Raw genomic sequence first — 22,356 nt, 5'->3', positions numbered from 1 at the left:
TGATTGAAAAAATAATGTGAGAGAAGTAGAAGAAGAATAAGCAGATTGAGTAAGGTAAAAAAATGAGCTTTAGTTACTATAACATGAAGAAACACCCAAGAAACTTTCGTAATATAACAGGTTTAACTATAGAGGAGTTCGAAAAGGTAGTGGAAAAAGTTAGGTCTGGGTGGGAAAGACTTGAAAAACAAAAAAAGTGCCATGGTAGAAGATCACAACTACCAACTCTAGAAGATAAGTTATTTTGCGTAATTTTGTACTATCGCACTTACATAACACATAGATTTTTAGGGTGCCTGTTCAATGTTCACAACGCAAATGTATTTAGGTTACTGAAGAAAATAGAGCCATTACTTGCCAAAAAAGTTACTATAACAAAAGATAGAAGTATGACACCAGAAAAAATACTGAAGATTCTGGCTGATGTTACAGAACAGCAAATACAGAGACCAGAAGATAGTAAAAAACGGAAGAAATCATATTCAGGAAAAAAAAGAACCAACACTATGAAAACTGAGATTGTTATCGAAGAAGGTGGAAGAATTTTATCAGTGTCAAATTCATATCGTGGTAGAATTAATGATTTTCGCATAAGGAAACAAGAAAAATATTTACCAATCGATAGCATAAAATATGCCGATTCTGGATATCAAGGTTGGCAAAAATTGCAAAGCAATGTTATAATTCCATATAAAAAGTATCGTAAAAAGCCATTAACTCCAGAGCAGAAAGAGCATAATAGAAGATTAGCATCATTTAGAATGAGAGTAGAAAATAAGATCCGTGAGATAAAGATATTTAAGATTATGTCTCATATTTACCGCAATTTTCAGAAAAAATACGACCTGAGGTTCAATATTATTGCTGGTATTGTGAATCTTAAGCACGCCTTTTAGTTAACCTTGATTTTAGTCACCCTCCTTTCCTTCTTTTTATTGCTTGATTCGCAGCAGGTCTATGGAAAAGAGGCAAAAGTTGTGGAAATACGTAGAAAACGCAAGCTTTATGACACTCAATGAAAAAAGGGAAGCATTTGGCTTGCCACCACTGCCAGGTGGTGATGAGTTAGGTTAAGTTTGATCCGTTCAGTTGTGCGGCTAAAAGACAACTTAAAAGAGTTTAAGTTTTTGCTTTGTACTTTTAAAATATTAAAAAAATCAGCCAAATTACACCATATTTAGTCTATTTTACCCTATAGTTTTGGGTTTACCGAGGGTTCGTCATTCTGCTACATGTTAGCGGAATCTATCCGCGGCGGTATGACGTAGGGTTGCACTAGCTATAGCAACTTTGTCTGCGCAACCATTTTCTACCGCACCATTGAACAGATATGCTTGAAGATATCCGTTCAGATGAGTTTATTGTCTCCTAAACCGTACACGCCTAACAAGCTAACGCTAGAGCTTGTGAAAAATTCTCTATTTTTATTCCCTTTAATTTACTGGATAAGTTGTCTACAAACAAATCTGATTTAGTGCAGATCTGCTCTATTTTTTCAGGAGATAAAGAGGAATCTAATTGATTCGCTATACCAGACACTCCATTTAAAACTACTCCAGCACCATATGGTACATATGACACAGTATATATAGCACCTGACGTAAGATCTAGCAAATTCTGAGAAGCAGTGATCATCTTGTATCCTACTGTATTTTTATCTTTTTCTTTAATTTCCTCAAGTATCTTTGATGCACTATAGGGAATATAAGACATACCAGCTATACCATATGAAGCCCCATTTAAGGCGTACGATACAACTACCGTTGTTGCTGATAGTGCTTTGGCTCCATATTTTGCAGTATAAAGCAATGGCTTAAGGGCATAAGAAATAGTTTTACCTTGTGATTCAGATTCAAGCAACGAATTTAGTTCTTCTTGTGTTGCTGTACATTCGAAAAATTCTTCCTCATCGATTTCTGCAAGATCAATCTCTTCAAAACCCTCATCAATATCTACAGGAGTCACTGTTTCTTTTATAGGACTAACTTCTACATTACTTCCAATAATACTTGGATTATTAGAACTTCTGCCAAAAAGATTCGAAAACATGCTAAACATTTTTTTTACCTACAACTTAACGCTCATATCAATATATTAACCTAATATTAGCCAGGTGTCAAGCACATATGACTCTTATAAACAGATGTTAGTAAATTAACTATTCCTCTTGCCAACCAGAGCGATGAAGATTTGGTCTACATCAAAACTCATCTTAGGACGCCAAATAGGGCCACCCAAATGCATATCGATATAGATTGGATTACTATAGTTTGGTGGTATGAAAAAGAACCTGAATATAGAAGCTAAAGCGAAGTTAGATAAGGTTAAATTAGAAGAGATCGACCCTGATGCTTGATCAATCCCGAATTGTAAACTAGTTGAACATATACCACTCTTAATACTTGCTTTTCCGCTAATATTTTCAAAAAATGTACTGCCATTATATATATCAACATAAGCAAATGTGGAAATTTCAGACTTATTCTTACTGCTTAACAAATTAGCGATAAATGAATTGAAATCTACATTAGTAACTTCTATTCCCTGCGCTTGTAAATTTACATCTCCTGATAAGTTACTAGCCCAATCATGAAAACTTTTTCCTTGAGTTTTTATTTCACCATTTAAGCTTACCTGACCATTTACATTGTCAATTCCTATAACCTTACCAATCTTTTTAGTGTCCAAATTTACAATAGAAAATCTTGTATTCATTGAGTCTGATCTTAAATAACCCTGAAAAAACACTTGCCCGTGTTCTAATACGTAACTTACCTGCCTGATAGTGATAGTGTTGCTTCTCATTACCGCATCCAAATTAAAATCTTTCAAAACATTCTGCTCGGTTTTAAATTCTGCAGTATTGATTTGCACATTTGCATCAAAGCCTTCTTTGTCATCCAAAAAATCAAGCTGCTTTGTTGACCATTGAATTTGATCTATCTCATTTCTTGAATTTCTTTTTACCTCTACTAAATTTGGTAATTTAAAGATATTTCCATTAAATTTATTACCCGTAATGTTCACATCTAATAAAGGTTTGGCGTATTTTTGATCTACTAATATTTTTGCATTACCGGTAATATCGAAATCTTCTCCAGATAGTTTTATTTTATCTGCAACTAGCTTACCTTTTTCCATTTTTAGCAAAAAATCCAAATTTTTAATTTTCGTATCATTCAATGTAAGGTTATTAACACTGGCCTTTATATTTGCATCATACTGAAAATTTTTCAGCCGTTGCATTTTAGATAAACTGCTAAATAATGAATGATCATATTTATCTGCATCAAGATTATGCATGCTAAATTCACCATCAATCACACTGCGTTTTTTTGTGTGGCTTACTCTAATTGAACCTTGCAAGGATTCCTTATTATTTAGCAGTCTAATGTCTGAGATAGATAATATTCTTGGTGCAAGGTGCAGTTTAGAACTTAGTGTAAATTGATTTTTCTGGTTTTCTTTCATCTTTATAGAAGGAAAAAAACATGAAATGAATGACTCAAAATCATTTCCTTCTACTAACAAATCACCATTGAATTCAGATAGGACATTATTGTTTGAGATCTCTCCTGATAAGTAAGATATATTATTGATTCCAGGAAATTTAAGAAGCGTATTAACTTTTACTTTGCCATCAGTGGATTTTAGTACAGCACGGAAATTGTCCAATATTTTGTTTTGATATTGAATGTTAGAAGCTTCCATATTAAAATTTAAGCTCAAGTTCTTTGGCACAACTGCTCTAAAGCATTCCAGAAGGTCTTTCATATTCGTTGTTCTTTGTGAATCATTTTGTATGGAATCTAAGTCAACTTTGCTGAAGCTAATATTGAGATTAGTGTGATCGCCTTTTCTATCATTTTGTATTGTACCACTGGCTTGCATGCTTTTGGAATCAATTTTCAAGTCAGTTACCGTAAACTCATTTTCATCGAGGTTGATATTAGATGATATCTCAATATTTTCGCTAGGAATAACACAAGAGAGAAAGCTAAGATTAATGATTTTTGCTAAATCACTCACAGAACCGGAACTATTATTAATCGTTAATGTTAAATTACCCTGGAGTTCTTCTTGATTTCTATTACCTGTAAATAGCAAATTTACAAAATTTGATTCAACACTAATGTATGCATTCTTTTTTGTGATATTAACCTTTCCTGAAAAATCGTAATTATTATCACCTACCTTTACTTTACCAGAGAATTGCCTATTTTTTTTTACAGCAACTTCCTTTATATTAACAATGCTGCTATAATTAGCGAAATCATTCTTAAAACTTACTTGGCTGTCTTTTATTACTATATCGACTGTGTTACCACTGGCTTTTGTATTTATAATATTAATTAAATTTTCTTTATTGCTTTTCATGCCAAACAATGTGATTGACTTTGGTTGCAACGAGAATAAAAGCAACGATAGGAACGATGGCTTTATTTCAATTTTTCTTACACTAATTAAATCTGATAGCTTTTGCTCTTTATTTTCGTTGTATTGTATATATACATTATGAATAGTGAGCTTTGGAGTAATGAGTGAAACTTTGATTTTTCCTACAATATGCACTTTAGCATCATACGTTCTCTCCAACTCTTTTATGATATATTTCCTGTAGCCACTCCAATCCTTAAAAGTTGCAGTAACATGCATGAGAATTAATAGCAGCGAGATTGATAATATGGCATATATCGAGAGCTTCATAGTTTATACATGTTTTAAATTATCCAAACTTCCTCTAAAAGTTAGGTAAAGAATACCAAAATAAACAATAACACTCAAAGCTATTAAAGTCGTTAAATGAACAATACGAGCCAATATTTTATCAAAAAATAATCCTGCCAACAAAGAATTAAAAATATAAAGGGCTATTGACATGACTACCGTTGCTACAAAAATTTTCATGATATTTAACAATAACGCTTGGCTAACCTTATACATTTTATTTATTGTTAAATAACTAATTAATAGAATGGAGTTTATCCAAGTGGAAACGGAAGTAGCGATAGCAATCCCCGTATGCTGATATTCGTTCATTAACATGAGGTTTAGCACTACATTAATTCCAAGGCACATTAGTGAAAACATAGTTGGTATTTTCAGATTGCCTTTAGCAAAAAACGTGGGTAGCAATACTTTATTTATAATAAATGCAGGTAAAGAAAGAGAAAATGCTATTAACGTGGGAGCAGTTTGCTGCACTGCATAATGATCAAACCGGCCGTAAGAAAAAAGCGTAAGTAAAACTATGTCGGGAATAATAATAAAGGCAGCAGTTGTTGGCATAATTAACATTAATCCTATGTTGAGAGCCTTGTTCTGTATTTTGACTATATTTTCAGTGTCATTCATTTGTTTTGAAATTAAAGGAAGAAGCACTGTACCGATTGCAGTACCGATTATTCCCTGCGGTAGTTGATTTAGTCTATCGGCATAATATATATAAGACACCGCATTTGGTATAAAACTCGCCATGATTGTGTCAATCCATACACTTATTTGAGTTACACAATTGTTGATAATTGCAGGTATCACACGCTTAAAAAACAACCTTACTTCATTGCTTAATTCAAGGCTAAAAGAAAAAGCTGCCTTTAACTTGTATGCACTAAATAGTATCAAGAGTAGCTGGAAAATTCCTCCTATAAGGACAGCTATAGAAAGGTTGTGCGCTGGAGTTTTTACGTAAGGCACAAACAAACTGATGATTAAACAGAGATTCAAAACGATTGGTGCAATAGCTGTTGAAGCAAAATGCTGCTTTACTTGCAGCATTCCACCAATAAGTGATGCAATTGAAACAAAGATTATGTAGGGCATCATAATTCTTGATAAAGTAACAGTAAGGTTAAACTTACTTTGGTCAAATCCAGGAGCAAAAATTTGAATCATATAAGGGGAGAAAGTTTGCATGATAAGGCAAAAAATTACTAAGATAATAAACGTAATGGATATTACACTACTTGCAAAATTAAATGCCTTTTTATCATCGTGTGATTCTGTTGAATATAACGGTATAAAGGACGTGGTAAATGCTCCCTCTGCAAAAAATGCGCGAAATAGATTGGCAAAGCGAAACGAAGAAAAAAATATGTCTGCAAGAGAGTTTGCACCAATAACCGTAGCAATCAATACATCTCTTATTAACCCTGAGATCCTTGAAATAGCCGTAAAAAAACTAAATGTGAAAATACTTTTAAACATACCACTACTTCATTAGTATCAATACAATTAACTATAATAGTAAAAGTATCAATGAAAATATTTATTGGCTAAACTTAAAACCCTCTACAAAAGGAGAGTTAAATAATCAATTGACTATTTGCGCTCGTATGTTAGATATTTTATCTCTTGGCGGGCGTAGCTCAGTTGGTAGAGCGTCAGTTTGTGGTACTGAATGTCGCCAGTTCAATCCTGGTCGCTCGCCCCACTAAAATTTTTTGCTTTACAAAAATGTGGACAAATGGTAATATATCAATTTATTATGGAGGTTGTATGAATAAAGAAGATTTAATACCTTTAGGTGTATTATCAGTAATAGGAGCACTCACAGGTTTAGGATTAAGTTTTACAGCTTTGTCACCTTTGGTTATAGGTGGAATTATTGCCGCCATTCCTGCAATATTAGTTAGTGCATATGATATATGCACAGGAGAATACTCCAAGAAAGATCTTTTCGCGATAGCCGTTTTATGCGTTGCAAGCGCTGCAATTGGAGTTGGCCTTGCTGCAGCCGAAACTGCTATTTTTCCTGGTGCAATGCTTGGACTGGGCTCTGCAGCTTTAGCAGGTGCAACAATAGGAGTCATAGCGCTGATTGCAGGGGTGTTTGTAACTGTTAAAGTGAGCGATTATATTATATCACCTATAATTGAGCACTTTTCTTCAAAAGGGGAGGGGTACGAATCACTTTAAACCAATTAAGTAAGGTTTCTGCTTTCTGTTATTCTAGTATGCAGCATATAGCTGTACGAACATTTGTTTGCAAAGGCAGTGTGTTAAGTGTTATAGCCGGTTTTGCCTCAAACACAAAGGCAGTGACCAGGCACTGGGATCCAGCCTTTCTGCAATCTCATCGAAAACGTTGTAACCACTTTCTATGCTAGTTTGCTTGCTCACAAGCAAACTTTCCTGGATCCCAGTGTCTGTTGTCGTTTAATCTGCACAGATTGAAGATAAATGAATACCTTCAATACCATGATAAGGGGGGCTGGCGGAGTTTGTCAAGTAGGTTTTTTCGTCTCTATTCCCAATAAAAGTTCGTTATTGGTTATGCAGGAAGTCTCATACTGTCGTAAAAGGAAGTTTTCTTGTGCGTGTGAAACTTTTTTTCCAACACAATGGATCTTCTGAAAAGTTTTCGAATATATTGTATTTTTAATTTGTAAAATAAGATTTTTCCCTTTTTGCATGTTTCACCTAAAAAGGACACATTTTAGACTTCTTTGTTGAAATAAAACAGAAACAAAAGTGCTGTTTATTGCAGCTTTTGGGTAATTTAATGGTAAAAATTTTAGAGAGAAATTTTATACACTATCACTGATATTTTTCCTTAAGTTGACGCCATTGAGTGAACGGTTACCTTAATTAGAAGTCTAGCTTTAACTTTAAATGGACTACTCAACCGTGACAGACTTAGCTAAATTTCTTGGACAATCGGCATCTAACCCTTTTTTTGCTGCAGTAAAGTAAGCAAGGAATTGCATAGCAACACTGTAGATGATTGGAGAGATAAAATTATCAGTGTCTGGAAGTTGCACCACATCTGCGCAAACTCCCCTTAGGAATGGCGCTCCTTGCTTATCACTGAAGGCAATTACTTTGCCTTTTCTTGCAATAATCTCTTGTATATTAGATAGCGTTTTAAAGAATAAACTATCATAAGGGATAATTGCTATAACAAGCACAGTAGAGTCTATTAAAGCAATAGAACCATGCTTCATTTCCCCTGCTGCAATACCAATGGTATTAATGTATGAAAGCTCTTTTATCTTCAATGCGCCTTCCATTGCAACTCCGTATGAACTTCCTCTGCCAATTAAAATAACGTTATTGTGTTCTAATATGCTGCCTGATATATGTTGTATTTTCATTACATTCAAAACGTGCTCAACATACTCGGGAATAGAATTGATAGCACTGCTTAGCTGTTTTATTCTCTCTCCACCCAGTATACCTTTTATTTTTCCAAGCTCCACGGCAAAGCATGCTAAAGTTGCAAGTTGCGCAGAAAAGGTTTTTGTTGAAGCAACACCAATTTCTGGCCCAGCAAGAGTATGTAACACAATATCTGAGATCTTTTCAATGCTGCTGTTAAATGTGTTAGTTATACTAATGATTGTTTGCTTCTGTGATTTCGCATAACGCAGCGCTTCTATGGTATCTGCAGTTTCGCCAGATTGAGAGATGAATAACCCAATGCTGCCTTCTTCTAGTTTGACGTTGCTATACCTAAATTCTGATGAGATTTCTAGATATACTCGAACTTGAGCGACACTTTCCAGCCAATATTTTGCTATTAGCCCGGCAAAATAAGATGACCCGCATCCAACTATAGTAATGTACCTCCGCTCAGAAAACAATTTTTTGTTGACCTCTTTATATTGCTTGTAAAATTGATTTATTGTTTTGTTTAATGCACGCGGTTGCTCAAAAATCTCTTTTAACATGAAGCTAGGATACCCATTTTTGCTAATTAGAAAATCACTTGGACTACTATTTTCTATACTACGTTTAACTTGTGTACCATTGTTGTATATACTAACTCCACTAGATTTTATCACTGCAATGTCACCATCTTCCAAATACGATATTCTTTCCACAAATGCACTTAAAGCATTAGAGTCAGATGCAGCAAACACTGTGTTACAGTTATAGCCTATTGCTAAAGGCAAATTTCTCTTCGCAATAAATAAGGCATCTGGATATTCTGCAAATAATAAGACCAAGGCAAATGAGCCATGTAAGTTGTTTAAACACTTAAATAGAGAATCAACTGGCGACAATCCTTCATCAAGATATAAGGTTAGCATATTTGGTATGATCTCTGTGTCAGTATCAGTATGAAATAACATTCCCCTTTCTTCTAGACCCTTTTTTAGCAGATTGTAATTCTCAATTATGCCGTTATGAGCAACAACAACATTATTTTTATGAATGGGATGAGCATTTTTAAGGCCTGGAACTCCATGTGTAGCCCAGCGAGTATGTGCTATACCAACTGTACTGTGAGAAATCTTGCTTTCATCAACAACTTCATACAATCTTTTAACTTTACCTTCTGATTTTTTGACTTCTATCTCGCCTTCGTTATTTATGATTGCTATACCTGAGGAATCATATCCCCTATATTCCAATTTTTGCAACCCAGTTAGTAAAATTGGTATTACTGAATCACCGCTACTTACTACACCAAATATTCCGCACACAAATGGATCACCAAATGAACTTTCTTTTAAAGTTATGCAGCATTTTTGCCTTTATCATCTTTTCCCTTTTTACTTTCCTCTGGTGGTTGATTTTTATTCTTTTTATCACTCTTTTCGATTTTGCCTTTTTCAATTGGTTTGGCTGCCACTTTTTGAGTTTCTTTGTTTAAAACTTCAGATATAGCGGACTTTAGGACTTTCACCTCAACTTTTGGTGCTATTTCTATTATAAATTGTGCATTTGCCTCATCAACTTTATTAACTTCACCTATTATCCCGCCAGAAGTAATGACTGTATCACCACGTTTTATTTGATCTATAATTTTTCTATGTTCTTTTAGTTTTTTGTGGTTTGGGCGAATAATGAGAAAATAAAATACCACAAATATTAAAATCAATGGAATAAAACTAGCAAAAGATGCGCCGATACTTGATGCATTGCTAGTTGCATCTTCTGCAAAAACTTCAGAAATGAGCATATTTAATCCTAATTGTTAATGATAAAAACAAACCTATTTAAGTATTAATTACAATACCATGCCATGTCAAGTCTGGTGAAAACGTTTCTAAATACCGGCAATAATATTGCGGATTTTAGATTATGCTAAAACCAGTATGGCGGGAGTGATGAGACTTGAACTCACGACCTCATGCGTGACAGGCATGCGCTCTAACCAACTGAGCTACACCCCCCCTAATTTCTTTTTAGCGTTTTCGGGCTTCGACTTTAAAGCTAATAAACATGTTGCCCTTTGTCAATATTTTTTGTTTGCGCTTTGCTGTCTTTTCTATTACTATGTAAATAATTTAATTTCACACATGGCTTGTACAAGTAGTCCCATTAGGGTTATGCCATGGAAGGTAAACTATTTGGAGGAATGATATATGACAAATTTGCCTGAAGTCACTGTGCGTGATTTAGCCGAATCTGGTGTACATTTTGGTCACAAAATTAGTCGCTGGAACGCAAAAATGGCTCCATACATATATGGGGTGCATCAAGAAAATCGTATACATATAATTGACTTGCGAAAAACATTACCATTGCTACAGGTGGCCATGAAGGCTTTATATGACGTTGCATCTCAAGGTGGTCGCATTCTATTTGTTGGTACAAAGTTTCAAGCTTTTGATATTATTGCAAGTGAAGCGATTCGTTGTGGTCAATATTATGTGAATCATCGATGGCTTGGTGGTATGCTTACTAATTGGGGCACTGTTTCTTCTTCGATAAAAACCTTGATGCAATATGAGAAAATATTAAATGACGAGGATAGCATTTTAACAAAGAAAGAATTGGGGAACATTGAAAAGAAAAAGCAAAAGCTTGATAAGGCGCTTGGTGGTATTAGAGAAATGGGAGCAATTCCTGATATCTTATTCATCATTGATACTAATAAAGAGCATATTGCGGTTAAGGAGGCTAAAAAGTTAAGAATTCCAATAGTTGCAATACTTGATACTAATTCTGATCCAGATGATATTACTTATCTAATACCTGGAAATGATGACTCAAGAAAATCAATAGAGCTCTATTGTAAATTAGCTACCGACTCTATATTAGCTGGAATAGAGTCTAGTCTAGCAAGATCTGGAGTTAAGATTAATAATATAAAAGGTGATGAGTTTATTCAAGAAAAAGAAGATAGTATTGTTCAAACTAAAAGGAAACGTAGTAAAGTTTACAAAGAAGAAGAAAGGGAGGTAGTAACAAATGAAGATGAATCCAGATAATATAAGGGAATTACGTGATAGGACAGGGCTTGGCTTAAGTGACTGTAAAAAAGCATTAGAAGAATGTGATGGTGACATCAAGAAAGCCGTTGATAAGTTGCGTACAATAGGTCTTGCTAAAGCTGACAAAAAATCTGATAGAGTAGCTTCAGATGGGCTCGTTGCTATGTGTTTGACTGAAAATTATGGTGCATTGGTTGAACTCAATTGCGAAACCGATTTTGTTGCAAGGAATGAGAAATTTATAGAGTTAGTTTCAAATTTAGCATCAATTGCTCATCAAGAACGCTGTATCAGCGTTGATGAGTTAAAAAATGCCAAGTATGAAAGCATTGGCACAGTGCAGGAAGCTATTATGAATGGTACGTCAGTTCTTGGTGAAAAGTTAGAGTTGAGCAAGCTTTGTTACCTAGAGACTAAGGATGGGGTTGTTGCTGGTTATGTACACGGTGATGTACGTGGTTTAGGTAAAACTGGCGCTTTAGTTGCATTGCAATCACCCGGTGATAAGGCAAAGTTACAGGAAATTGGAAAACAAATAGCGATGCACATAGTTGCTATGAAGCCTGAAGCTTTGTCTATAGATGATTTAGATCAAATGAAGTTGAAAAATGAACGTTCTATAATTGAAGAGCAAGTAAGGAGCTTAAATAAACCTGAAGAAGTAGCAAAAAAAATAGTAGATGGACGAATGGCTAAGTACTATGAAGAAGTTGTTTTACTAGAACAAAAGTTCATAAAAGATGATAAAATGAAGGTTTCTGATTTTATAAAATCAAGCGAGGTGAGTGCTATTAAATTATCTGATTACAAGTTACTTATTTTGGGCAGTGCAAACTAAATGGCAAGAAATGTCTTCCTTAGCAGATAAAGTAAAATACTCTAGAGTGTTATTGAAGATCTCTGGTGAAGCTTTGATGGGGTCACAGTCTTTTGGCCATGATATGGGAATAATAAGCCAATTATGCAAAGATATAGCTGATGTTAACAGGCTTGGAGTTCAGGTATGTATTGTTGTTGGTGGTGGTAATATCTTTCGTGGCGCATCTGCGTCTTTAAGTGGCTGTGAAAGAGCAAGCAGTGATTATATTGGAATGCTTGCAACTATAATCAATGCTTTAATTTTACAAAACTTTTTAGAAAAAAATTTAGTAGCTTCTAGGGTATTATCTGCAATACCCATGGCCACTGTATGTGAACCTTACATAAGAAGGAAAGCTATTCGTCATTTAGAAAAAGGTAGAGTGGTAATTTTTGCAGCAGGCACAGGCAACCCATTTTTTACTACAGATACAGCTGCAGCCTTACGTGCTGTTGAAATGAATTGTGATGTTATTCTAAAGGGTACACAAGTAAATGGTGTATACTCCGCTGATCCGAAAAAAAATGAGGATGCTGTAATGTATGATAGGCTTTCTTACACGGATTTATTGACTCGTGATTTAAAAGTTATGGATGCATCAGCAATTTCACTTGCTCGTGAGAATTCTATTCCAATTATAGTTTTTTCTTTGAAGGGAGAAAAAATAGTCAATATTATTAAGGGTCAAGGTACTTATACTATAGTTTCAGATTGTAAACAGTAGGTAATTTATGTTAAATGAAATAAAAGCTAAAACAAAAGAAAGAATGCTAAAAACTATTCAGTCCTTTCATGATGATATTAAAGGCGTACGCACTGGTAGAGCTAGCGCATCGTTGCTTGATGGTATAGTTGTAAATATCTATGGTGGACATCAAAAGTTAAATCAGGTTGCAGGCGTTTCAGTTATAGATAACAAAACCCTATTAATTAAAGTTTGGGATATTAATGTTGTAGGTGAAGTGAAAAATGCTATATTAAATGCCAACTTGAATTTAAATCCTGTTATTGAGGGCAATACCATACGTATAGCTCTTCCAGATTTAACACAAGAAACCCGTGAAAAATTAGTAAAATTATTGCATCAGTTTTCTGAAAATGCGCGGATTGCCATCAGAAATATACGCAGAGATGTTATGGAAGAAATAGAGAAAATGAAGGGAAATAAAGAGATCTCAGAAGATGATTTTCATGGTGTTAAGAAGGAAATACAAAATATTACTGATGATAATATAAAAAAGATTGATTGTGAATTGTCCATCAAAGAAAAGGATATATTGCATCACTAAGGTAATATGAAAGAAACCTTCAGTAGTGAATATGAACGTTGTGATTTGAGAGCAAATTCCACCAAGAAGGGCGTCATCCCAGTGCGTAACACTGGGATCCAACTTCTTATCCAACCTCATCAAAAACGTTTATTTAGTACAAGATTAGCTACTTTCTGTGCTAGTTTGCTTGTCTACAAGCAAACTTTTCTGGATCCCAGTGTTAGCTACTCGGATGACAGAAGAGAGTACTGGGGTTACAGAAGAGAGTGTTGGCGGGTGGTTTAGGTGAACTTTAAATGTTGAATCAAGAATCTTTACCGAAACATTTAGCAATTATTATGGATGGTAATGGTAGATGGGCGAACAATCAAGGAAAGGTAAAAATTGATGGTTATAAAAAGGGCAGTGAAGTTGCATACGATATTGCCAAGTATTGTACGGACCTAACCATACCCTACTTAACTTTGTATGCATTCTCTATGGAGAATTGGCTTAGACCCAAAAATGAAACTGACTGTCTATTTGATTTATTTTACTCCGTTTTAACTAATGAAGATAAAGTCAATTTCATTTGCAGCTGTAACATTAAGTTGAATTTTATTGGCAATTTAAGTCTGTTATCCAGTAAAATATTGGATCAAATTAAAAAAGCAGAAGAAATGACACATAAGAACGATGGTTTATTACTCACTGTGGCAGTCAGTTACGGAGCAAAGCAAGAAATTACACAAGCTATAAGCAATATTATAAAAGAAAATATTGCTTATGTATCAGAAGAGGAATTTGAAAAATTTCTATATACTAAAGATCTGCCAAAATTGGATTTATTAATTCGCACTGGCGGCGAAAAAAGGTTAAGCAACTTTTTATTATGGCAAGCAGCTTATGCTGAATTATATTTTTGTGATACTTTATGGCCTGATTTTTCTTGTCAAGATTTGAGCAAAGCATTAGAAGATTATACAAAAAGAGAGAAAAAATATGGTAGATAATAATTTTATAATTAGAATATTGTCCTCAATAGTAATATTATTCATATTTTCTTTTGCTATATATTTCAGTGATTTATCGTTTTACCTATTGATTTTTTCAATAGCAGTTTTATCTTCTTTTGAATGGTATAATCTAACCCAAGGAAACAAAATTTTATACGTTTTCGCATTATTATTGATTGCACTACCAAGCGCCTCATTAATATATTTATATAACCTACCACAGGGAAAATACGCATTAGTATGGTTCGTCTTAACCATTTGGGGAATTGACATTACTGCCTACCTATTTGGTAAGAATTTTGGTGGAGCTAAAATTTGCCCAATTCTTAGCCCTGGAAAAACTTGGACAGGACTTCTTGGTGCGATTTTAGCTGGAGTAGTGTGCACAATTTTTGGATCAATATTTTTTGGTCTATTTTCAATTTTTTATTCTCCAATCATTGGCCTTGCAATCGCTATTCTAGCGCAACTTGGCGATTTCACTGAGTCGCTTGTTAAAAGAGCTTACGGTGTTAAAGATAGTGGAAGTATGATACCTGGCCATGGAGGAGTGCTCGATCGTATGGATAGTTTCATTTTTACTGCCCCTCTTATTGCTATTTACATAAGCTAAGTCTGCAGAAGAAATAAAGTGCCATTAGAGTTCATCCCTAGTCAGCTCCCCAACCGCTTCTACAGTACAGTCATGGACAAACGTCTTTTCACAATAAGGGCAGGCTATTTCCTCTTCTTCTCCCATATCTAAATATATTAATGGATGGCCGGAACCCTCATCATTCTCATCACCATGACAACAAACTTTTCTATTATTAACCCTCACTTTTGACATGCTACTCCTTTAGCTTATAACATTTTATATATTGAATATACCCATTCAGAAATAAAAAACAACAAGCACTATTCTCCATTTTTTATCCTATTCAGGTTAATCAATTCGTTTTGAACGCCTTTTGATACAAATTTGCTAACATCTTCTCCTAATCTTGCTATTTCCTTTACAAAACTTGATGAGATAAATTGAGTATCTTCAGAAGCAGGAAGAAATATGGTTTCGATTTCAGGAAGAAGTTTATAATTTACCCAACTCATTTGAAACTCGTAATCAAAATCCGATACTGCTCTTAATCCTCTAATAATAACAGAAGCATTCTGCTCTTTGGCAAACTTCACTAGCAACCCATTAAAAGATATAACATCTGCATCAATTCCTAGCCCTTTGATTTCACTTTCAGCCATGCTTGTGCGTAGCTTTGTGTCAAAGGCAATATGCTTATTAACGTTTTCTGCAACTCCTATTATTAATTTATCGACTAGTTTACACGCTCTTTTGATTATGTCAATATGCCCAAAAGTTATAGGGTCAAATGTGCCAGGGTAGATTCCTATTCTGTTATTAATGTTCATCCTTTATTTTTATATAAACTACTTTAAAAACTTTTGATAGACATAATAACATTTTTTATCTAAAAATGAAAGTATACAGTTGGCCTGATAGCTCAGTTGGTAGAGCAAAGGACTGAAAATCCTTGTGTCGCTGGTTCGATTCCTGCTCAGGCCACTTCTCTTTCTTACCAAAGTTACCTTTTTGTTGTAAAACGTTCTATAATATGTTATGATATTGATATAAGTGTTGAGAAGGTAAACTATATGTATAAATGTTATAGTAGAATATTTAATATCTTATTAATTATAGTTCTATTATTAAGCAATATTACTTATGCTGACGTTAGCGAAAAACCGGCATCTCAACATGTAACCAGAAAAGAAGAATCAGCGTCAGCTGCCTTGACGGCAGAAAATACAGTAAATAATGACATAGTTGTTGGTTTGTTGAAAACGGAAGAAGAGACATACCCATATGAGCTTGGGCTATCTCAAAATATTTACGAGATGTTTAATAACTTTGGGGTTAAGACTATACTGATTGATTATAATAAGATAATTAGCCTTAAAAAAATTCAGACAGAGTCACTTAATCTTGCAAAACAAGATGAAATATTGGCAAAGAAGCTGACATTAGACCGAATAAAAGTTGAAGTTGCAAAGTTTATTAAAGAGCACAAAATAAATAGAATATTTATTCCTGGGAACTATTATAATTTACACTCAGAACCTTTTCCACCCACTCCTTGTCGCCAGCTTGTTACTGAAGCAATTGCAAAAATAGTGGATGATAACCCTGCAATTCATTTACTTGGCATATGTGAAGGCATAATGAATGCAAAGGTAATTGAAGTAGTGAGTGTTGTGAGTGATGAAGAGAAGCGAAGATCTCATTTAAAATCAGCATCTAATCCACATAAAGAGGATGCACCTCTCCAGCAGATAAAGATCGTTCCAAACAGTCGTTTAGCGGAATTAGTAGCTAAATTCTTAATACCTAATGAAAATGGCTGGTTTTCAACATATTTTCCAGATGCTCATTCAGGGACAGTAAGTAATACACCAGAAAATAGAAGAAAATTGGAGTTACTTGGATATAAAGTTGCAGCATTTTCCAGTGATGGGGTAATAGAGGCTATTGAAGATAAGCACGGTAATATTTACTTTCAATTTCATCCAGAAGCCCTTGTTGTAAAATCATATAAAAACCTCTATTTATCAAATCACAAGGAACGTCAAGTGTCTACACTAGTTGCTATAGCGATTATAAATGATTTTCTTTATCGTGCTTAATGGATATGTACCTATAGCTTTAGATTTACCAACGATTTGATAAACGACAAATTCGTCATGTATCCGTTCAGGATAGCGGCAAGGTAGTATAACCATAGAGTAAATGTGAGGTAAGTCCTTACAATAAATGGTGTCATCACAGTGCTTGACACTGGGATCCAGCTTTTGATCGAAAATGTTGTATAGTGCGTTTGTTTACAATCAATTTTTCTGGATCCCAGTGTCTGGGCACTGCCTTTGTGTTTGAGGCAAAATCGGCTATAACACTTAACATACTGCCTTTGCAAACAAATGTTAGTACAACTGTGTGTCACGCACTTTGCTTCAATATTTGTACATTAGCCATGCATCTTGAACAGATACCGACAAATTCGTCGTCCCGCTGCTTGTTAGCGGGATCTAGAGATACCGCGGCGTTATGACGTACTGACTTGCATTAGCTATAAAATAGTAGTTTATATAAATCCCATAGCATGCCGAATGAAGCTTTTTTTGAGAAAATTTGAATTTTCAACTGCAATCAAGCCAAGATTTCTTAGTGCTTTAGCGCAGAATATTCTGTTGGAGAACATCCTATTTAATCCATCAGTTGCAAGCGCCATTGTAAAATTATCAAAGTATCTGTTACGTGAAATTTTCTTTAATAAATAACTACTGCCAACATCAATACCAGATGCTTTTGCAGCAACTATGTGCTTTATAACACTTTCTACATCTCTAATTCCAAGATTAAGCCCTTGACCTGCAACTGGATGAATTGAATGTGCTGCATCGCCGATAAGCAAAACTCTACCCTTATATAACTTTTTTGCGAAAACAAAACTTAAAGGATAAAGTTTTCTTTCACCCTCTAATTTTATCTCTCCTAAATAAGAACCAAATCTTTTTTTGAGCTCTATAATAAATTCTTCTTCAGACAGATCCATTAGTATTTTTGAAATTCCAGATTTTTCTGTCCAAACTATCGAAGAAGTATAGCCACCCTTCATCGGTAGAATTGCAAATGGACCGCCAGGAAAAAACCTCTCTACAGCTAAGCTTTGGTGATGCAGTTCATGCTTTACATTAAATACTATGCTACTTTGTTTATAATCAAATTTTACTGTCGGTATAGAAAATAACTCTGGTAGTTTAGAGTTTTTGCCTTCAGCGCAGATAAGTAGCGATGATATTAATTCCTGGTTATTATCAAGAATAACTTCCACATATCCTGAATCACAAGCAATTGTTTTATAGGAATGTGGAGAGTATATATTTAGTTTATTCAGAAAATTATTGTTGATTGCATTCCATATAGTAGCATTGTTAATAACATAACCCATTGGTTCTTCACCAACCATTTTATGATTGTAATGCACAGTAACCGCATCTAATATGCATATATCAAGTATTGGCTCAGCTTCGCTTTCTATAAACTGCCAAATCCCTAATTTTTCCAATATTTTTTTCGAGCCTTGAGAAATAGCAAATGCTCGGTTGTCATCTACTACACGTGGTAGACTATTTTTTTCAATCACAGCTACAGATACAGAATCACAACTGAGGCCAATTGCAGTAATAAGACCAAGCAACCCACCACCTGAAATGATTACATCATAATTCATTTTATTCACGCTAATTGTAAAATGATATTTTATCTATTTTGAAAATAGTTTAAACAAGCTTTATAGACAAAGACCTAACATCTTTAGCAATGTCTTCATAAATCTCTGCCAAATCTTCACTTAGCATTAAAGGATTTCCACAATCAGAAGCATGACATATTTGTGGATCCAGAGGAATCCTGCCTAATAGTTTGATGCCCAGCTCCTCAGACATTCTTTTTGCGCCGTCTTTTCCAAATATGTATATTTCTGAGCCGCTTTGAGTAAAATAGCTCATGTTTTCCACAATGCCAATAATCGGTATACTGAGCTTTGTAAACATATCATAAATTTTGCGAGCATCGATTAAAGAGAGCTCCTGTGGAGTTGAAACTATTATCGCCCCGGTTAAGTTAAAATTTTCCATAAGACTTAAATGCACATCGCCAGTTCCAGGTGGTGTATCAACTATCAAATATTCTATATCGAACCATTTTGTTCCCATGAGCAGATTATAAAGTGCTTTTGTGATCATAGGTCCGCGCCATATTGCTGCACGATCCTTGTCAACAAAATAGCCGATTGAAATAGTATGCAGTCCATACCTTTCTATAGGTATTGCTTTTCCACCCTGTATTTCTGGCTTTAATTTTTCAGTGCTAAGCATTTTAGGAATTGAAGGACCATATATATCTGCATCAACCAGCGCAACTTTATGTTTCAACTTTGCTAATGAGAGAGCAAGATTTAACGCAACTGTGGACTTGCCCACACCGCCTTTACCAGAGGCCACAACGATTATATTTTTCACTCCTTCGATATGTAATTTAGCTTTTTGTTGCCCAGTTTGTTTTTGACAAGTAGCAACCACGATCACTCTTGTCACCCCTGGTATAGCTTTAACAGCTTGCTCACAATTTCTTCTTAATTCTTCGTTTGCTTGCGTGTTACCGGCAACTTCAAGCGCAAAACCAATGTCCCCGCCTTTAATAATGATTGAGGATATTATGCCAAGAGCGATCACATCTTTACCGCTTTTTTGCTCTATGACTTTTTTTAAGTTCTCTCTTACAATTTCTTCGTTGATCATTAGACCTCTTACATAGCAGATCCCAGTGCGTACTGTACGAACATTTGTTTCGGAAACAGTATGTTAAATGTTATAGCAGGTTTTGCCTAGAACACAAGCCAAGTAGCTTGACACTGGTTCACTTTATGACAGTGTCATGAAAGTAGCCTCTTTCTTGTCATCCCAGTAGCCCCTTCTCCTGTCATCCGAGTAGCCTCCTTCTCCTGTCATCCCAGTGCCCAGACTACTTGGATCCAGAAAACTTAACTTTAAATAAGTGGCTGCATAATAAAGACTAGATTTCAGCGTCACGCGCTGGAATGACACCATTTTCGGTCTCTTAAATTGCTTTAGCTACAAACATTAAGAAATTTACCAAATAAAAAAAAGGCAAAGAACTTCCGTGGTGCGAGTTTTGACTCTCTAATACTTTAAATTGGCGCTGTAATAATGTGCTGACGCTTAGTTTAAGCGCGGTTTGGCTGAATGTAGAAAAAATTTAAAAGACATGCAGCCGCTATAATTTTATGTAATCCGCCAAAAAACACCCTAAGTTTTTTACTGAATGTTGTCATTGAGCCTACAGGTCAAAAACAAGCTTTGAGTCATAAATACCCTTATTGTCATAATAAGGGGGCTGGCGGAGTTTGTCAAGCAAGTTTTTTCGTTTCTGCGGGCTACTTGAATAACGGCTAGAATGTTTGTACAATTGTGCGTCATGAGCTGATCCATTTGTTGTGCTTAACAAAAGCAAATGTTCGTACAGTACGCACTGGAATCTGTTACGAAAATTACCTGCAAAAAGAAACCTCTACTCCTTATTCTTTGCCCTTCCTGCACGCTTACGTTCATTTGGATCAAGGAATTTCTTGCGTAAACGTATAGATTTTGGAGTTACTTCCACCAATTCATCATCATCTATATACGCTATCATATCCTCCAGTGTCATTATCTTTGGAGGAGTGAGTTTTATGGCTTCATCACAACCTGAAGCTCTTACGTTTGTTAATTGCTTACCTTTTAGCACGTTTATCTCCAAATCATTGTCACGGCTATGCTGGCCGACAACCATGCCACAATATACCTTATCCTGTGGCTTGATAAACATAATTCCCCTGTCTTGCAAATTGAAAATTGCATACGCCACAGCCTCACCCTTATCTGTAGAAATTAAAACTCCATTGCGCCTTCCAGAAATTGGACCTTTATGTGGAGCATAACTATGAAATAAATGGTTAATTATGCCTGTGCCCCGAGAATCAGTTAAAAACTCTCCTTGATAACCAATTAATCCTCTTGATGGCACTAAAAACGTTAATCTTGTCCTGCCATTACCAGAAGGTCTCATGTCAGTCACTTCACCTTTTCGGAAGCTGAGTTTTTCCATGATGATTCCACTATATTCATCACCTACATCAATTACTACTTCCTCTATAGGTTCAAGTTTTTTGCCATCTTCTTCCTTAAATAGCACGCGAGGGCGTGATACTGAAAGCTCAAAACCTTCTCTCCTCATATTTTCAATTAACACTCCAAGCTGTAGCTCACCACGTCCACCTACTTCAAACGCTTCACCACTTGATGCCAAAGTTACGGTAATTGCAACATTTGTTTCTGCTTCTGCACATAAACGATCCTTTATAACGGTTGAGGTAAGCTTTGTTCCCTCTTGTCCGGCAAAAGGTGAATCATTAACACTCAGAGTAATCGCCATCGTCGGCGGATCAACTGGAGTTGAGCTTACTGCAGTTGTAACCTCTGGTACTGCTATAGTGTCAGAAACTGAAGCTTTCTCAAGTCCTGCAATTGCAATTATGTCTCCCGCCACAGCTTGTTCTACTGGAATACGTTTCAAGCCAGAAAATGAGAGCAACTTAGTTAATCTCCCTCGTTCAATTACTTTACCGTCCAGATCAAGTACCTTAAGATCTGAATTGACTTTTGCAACGCCCTGATAAACCTTTCCTGTCAATATTCTGCCAAGAAACTTATCAGACTCAAGTAGAGTGATCAACATAGTAAAAGGGGCATTTTGATCATAAACAGAAGGTTTTATATAATCTATAACCGTTGAAAATAATGGGCTTAAATCTTTTCTTTCATCAGAAAGCTCCTTAGCACACCAACCATTTCTACCTGAAGCATACAACACTGGAAAACCTAGCTGCTCGTTGGTTGCATCAAGGTTAAAAAATAACTCATATATTTCATTTAATACTTCATCAATTCTGCTGTCTGGTCGGTCGACCTTATTGATTATCACAATTGGCTTCAAATTTGCTTTTAGTGCTTTTGACAACACAAATTTAGTTTGTGGCATGGGACCTTCTGCAGCATCAACCAGCAGCAACACACCATCTGCCATGCACAATACCCTTTCTACTTCTCCACCAAAGTCTGCGTGCCCTGGCGTATCAATAATATTGATTTTTTCATCACCCCACATTATTGATGTGCATTTTGCAAGTATTGTAATTCCGCGCTCACGTTCTTGGTCGCCACTATCCATAACTCGCTCTTGAACTTCTTGGTTCTCACGGAACGTGCCACTTTGTTTTAACATGTTATCAAGCAAAGTAGTTTTACCGTGGTCAACGTGTGCGATTATTGCTATATTACGGATCGATTTAAATTCGTTCATTTTCTATCATTTCAAAATTAATTTAGTAATAAGTATACATAAAATACACTTGGAGTAAATAACTAAAGCTGTTTATAAGTGCTTTGTTTCCAAG

The 22,356-nt window shown here is 35.2% G+C and carries 21 protein-coding genes and 3 tRNA genes; 12 read left to right on the top strand and 12 right to left on the bottom strand.

Features of this window, described 5'->3' with window-relative positions; all coding sequences use genetic code 11:
- The first annotated feature begins 83 nt into the window (after nt 1-83).
- Nucleotides 84-896, top strand: coding sequence for a transposase family protein (locus tag AAGD69_RS03645; RefSeq protein WP_410529809.1), 813 nt, complete (start codon nt 84-86; stop codon nt 894-896).
- Nucleotides 897-939: 43 nt separating this feature from the next.
- Entirely contained in the window at nt 940-1,074 is a 135-nt protein-coding gene (locus AAGD69_RS03640; RefSeq protein ID WP_341811665.1) for a hypothetical protein, read from the top strand.
- A gap of 309 nt (nt 1,075-1,383) precedes the next feature.
- On the opposite strand, the gene AAGD69_RS03635 is transcribed toward AAGD69_RS03640, so the two are convergent.
- The 3 genes from AAGD69_RS03635 to murJ form a co-directional block, all read right to left on the bottom strand.
- Nucleotides 1,384-2,058 carry a hypothetical protein gene (locus tag AAGD69_RS03635; RefSeq protein ID WP_341811664.1) on the bottom strand — a complete coding sequence of 225 codons (675 nt, stop codon included), beginning with the start codon at nt 2,056-2,058 and terminating at the stop codon, nt 1,384-1,386.
- Between the two features lie 96 nt (nt 2,059-2,154).
- Complete coding sequence (locus AAGD69_RS03630; protein WP_341811663.1) at nt 2,155-4,707, bottom strand: AsmA-like C-terminal region-containing protein; 2,553 nt, start codon at nt 4,705-4,707, stop codon at nt 2,155-2,157.
- 3 nt (nt 4,708-4,710) lie between these two features.
- Entirely contained in the window at nt 4,711-6,207 is a 1,497-nt protein-coding gene (murJ, locus tag AAGD69_RS03625) for a murein biosynthesis integral membrane protein MurJ (RefSeq protein ID WP_341811662.1), read from the bottom strand.
- A gap of 150 nt (nt 6,208-6,357) precedes the next feature.
- On the opposite strand from murJ, the gene AAGD69_RS03620 reads away from it, so the two are divergent.
- Nucleotides 6,358-6,433 (top strand) — tRNA-His (locus AAGD69_RS03620).
- Between the two features lie 65 nt (nt 6,434-6,498).
- Nucleotides 6,499-6,918 (top strand): hypothetical protein, encoded by a 420-nt coding sequence (locus AAGD69_RS03615; protein WP_341811661.1) that lies wholly within the window; start codon nt 6,499-6,501, stop codon nt 6,916-6,918.
- A gap of 701 nt (nt 6,919-7,619) precedes the next feature.
- On the opposite strand, the gene glmS is transcribed toward AAGD69_RS03615, so the two are convergent.
- The 3 genes from glmS to AAGD69_RS03600 all read right to left on the bottom strand — a co-directional run bounded on the left by glmS (nt 7,620) and on the right by AAGD69_RS03600 (nt 10,124).
- A complete protein-coding gene (gene glmS / locus AAGD69_RS03610; protein ID WP_341811660.1) occupies nt 7,620-9,431 on the bottom strand; it encodes a glutamine--fructose-6-phosphate transaminase (isomerizing) in 1,812 nt (603 codons plus the stop codon).
- Between the two features lie 32 nt (nt 9,432-9,463).
- On the bottom strand, nt 9,464-9,910 hold the full coding sequence (gene yajC, locus AAGD69_RS03605) for a preprotein translocase subunit YajC (protein ID WP_341811659.1): 447 nt from the start codon (nt 9,908-9,910) through the stop codon (nt 9,464-9,466).
- Between the two features lie 137 nt (nt 9,911-10,047).
- Nucleotides 10,048-10,124: transfer RNA gene (locus AAGD69_RS03600), tRNA-Asp, on the bottom strand.
- Nucleotides 10,125-10,316: 192 nt separating this feature from the next.
- Here AAGD69_RS03600 and rpsB point away from each other — a divergent pair.
- The 6 genes from rpsB (at nt 10,317) to AAGD69_RS03570 (ending at nt 14,906) form a co-directional block, all read left to right on the top strand.
- On the top strand, nt 10,317-11,165 hold the full coding sequence (gene rpsB / locus AAGD69_RS03595; RefSeq protein ID WP_341811658.1) for a 30S ribosomal protein S2: 849 nt from the start codon (nt 10,317-10,319) through the stop codon (nt 11,163-11,165).
- A complete protein-coding gene (tsf, locus tag AAGD69_RS03590) occupies nt 11,146-12,006 on the top strand; it encodes a translation elongation factor Ts (protein WP_341811657.1) in 861 nt (286 codons plus the stop codon). Before rpsB ends, tsf begins: the two co-directional genes overlap by 20 nt.
- 10 nt (nt 12,007-12,016) lie before the next feature.
- Nucleotides 12,017-12,751, top strand: a complete 735-nt coding sequence (gene pyrH, locus AAGD69_RS03585; protein WP_182182811.1) for a UMP kinase — start codon at nt 12,017-12,019, stop codon at nt 12,749-12,751.
- A gap of 7 nt (nt 12,752-12,758) precedes the next feature.
- Nucleotides 12,759-13,316 (top strand): ribosome recycling factor, encoded by a 558-nt coding sequence (frr, locus tag AAGD69_RS03580; RefSeq protein WP_341811656.1) that lies wholly within the window; start codon nt 12,759-12,761, stop codon nt 13,314-13,316.
- Between the two features lie 278 nt (nt 13,317-13,594).
- Entirely contained in the window at nt 13,595-14,290 is a 696-nt protein-coding gene (gene uppS, locus AAGD69_RS03575) for a polyprenyl diphosphate synthase (protein WP_341811655.1), read from the top strand.
- Nucleotides 14,280-14,906 carry a phosphatidate cytidylyltransferase gene (locus AAGD69_RS03570; RefSeq protein WP_341811654.1) on the top strand — a complete coding sequence of 209 codons (627 nt, stop codon included), beginning with the start codon at nt 14,280-14,282 and terminating at the stop codon, nt 14,904-14,906. Before uppS ends, AAGD69_RS03570 begins: the two co-directional genes overlap by 11 nt.
- A 24-nt stretch (nt 14,907-14,930) precedes the next feature.
- Here the strand turns inward: AAGD69_RS03570 and AAGD69_RS03565 are convergent, their stop codons facing one another.
- Both AAGD69_RS03565 and coaD read right to left on the bottom strand, forming a co-directional pair.
- A complete protein-coding gene (locus AAGD69_RS03565) occupies nt 14,931-15,122 on the bottom strand; it encodes a zinc-finger domain-containing protein (protein ID WP_006279326.1) in 192 nt (63 codons plus the stop codon).
- A 68-nt stretch (nt 15,123-15,190) separates the two neighbouring features.
- A complete protein-coding gene (gene coaD / locus AAGD69_RS03560) occupies nt 15,191-15,697 on the bottom strand; it encodes a pantetheine-phosphate adenylyltransferase (RefSeq protein ID WP_064125227.1) in 507 nt (168 codons plus the stop codon).
- An 81-nt stretch (nt 15,698-15,778) separates the two neighbouring features.
- Here coaD and AAGD69_RS03555 point away from each other — a divergent pair.
- Nucleotides 15,779-15,851 (top strand) — tRNA-Phe (locus AAGD69_RS03555).
- Nucleotides 15,852-15,940: 89 nt separating this feature from the next.
- On the top strand, nt 15,941-16,969 hold the full coding sequence (locus AAGD69_RS03550; protein ID WP_341811653.1) for a gamma-glutamyl-gamma-aminobutyrate hydrolase family protein: 1,029 nt from the start codon (nt 15,941-15,943) through the stop codon (nt 16,967-16,969).
- A 136-nt stretch (nt 16,970-17,105) separates the two neighbouring features.
- Here AAGD69_RS03550 and AAGD69_RS03545 read toward each other — a convergent pair whose 3' ends face one another.
- From AAGD69_RS03545 to typA, 4 genes are all read right to left on the bottom strand, one after another.
- A complete protein-coding gene (locus AAGD69_RS03545; protein WP_341811652.1) occupies nt 17,106-17,243 on the bottom strand; it encodes a hypothetical protein in 138 nt (45 codons plus the stop codon).
- A 181-nt stretch (nt 17,244-17,424) separates the two neighbouring features.
- Nucleotides 17,425-18,573: a 2-octaprenyl-6-methoxyphenyl hydroxylase gene (ubiH, locus tag AAGD69_RS03540; protein WP_341812618.1), complete on the bottom strand. Its 1,149-nt coding sequence runs from the start codon at nt 18,571-18,573 to the stop codon at nt 17,425-17,427.
- A gap of 49 nt (nt 18,574-18,622) precedes the next feature.
- Complete coding sequence (locus tag AAGD69_RS03535) at nt 18,623-19,642, bottom strand: Mrp/NBP35 family ATP-binding protein (protein ID WP_341812617.1); 1,020 nt, start codon at nt 19,640-19,642, stop codon at nt 18,623-18,625.
- Nucleotides 19,643-20,432: 790 nt separating this feature from the next.
- On the bottom strand, nt 20,433-22,262 hold the full coding sequence (gene typA, locus AAGD69_RS03530; protein WP_341812616.1) for a translational GTPase TypA: 1,830 nt from the start codon (nt 22,260-22,262) through the stop codon (nt 20,433-20,435).
- Between the last annotated feature and the right edge of the window lie 94 nt (nt 22,263-22,356).

This window comes from Wolbachia endosymbiont (group A) of Conops quadrifasciatus (genome assembly GCF_964027015.1).
Lineage (GTDB): Bacteria > Pseudomonadota > Alphaproteobacteria > Rickettsiales > Anaplasmataceae > Wolbachia.
The sequence above is the reverse complement of the archived record's forward strand: the minus strand, read 5'-3'. Positions and strand labels throughout refer to the sequence as shown.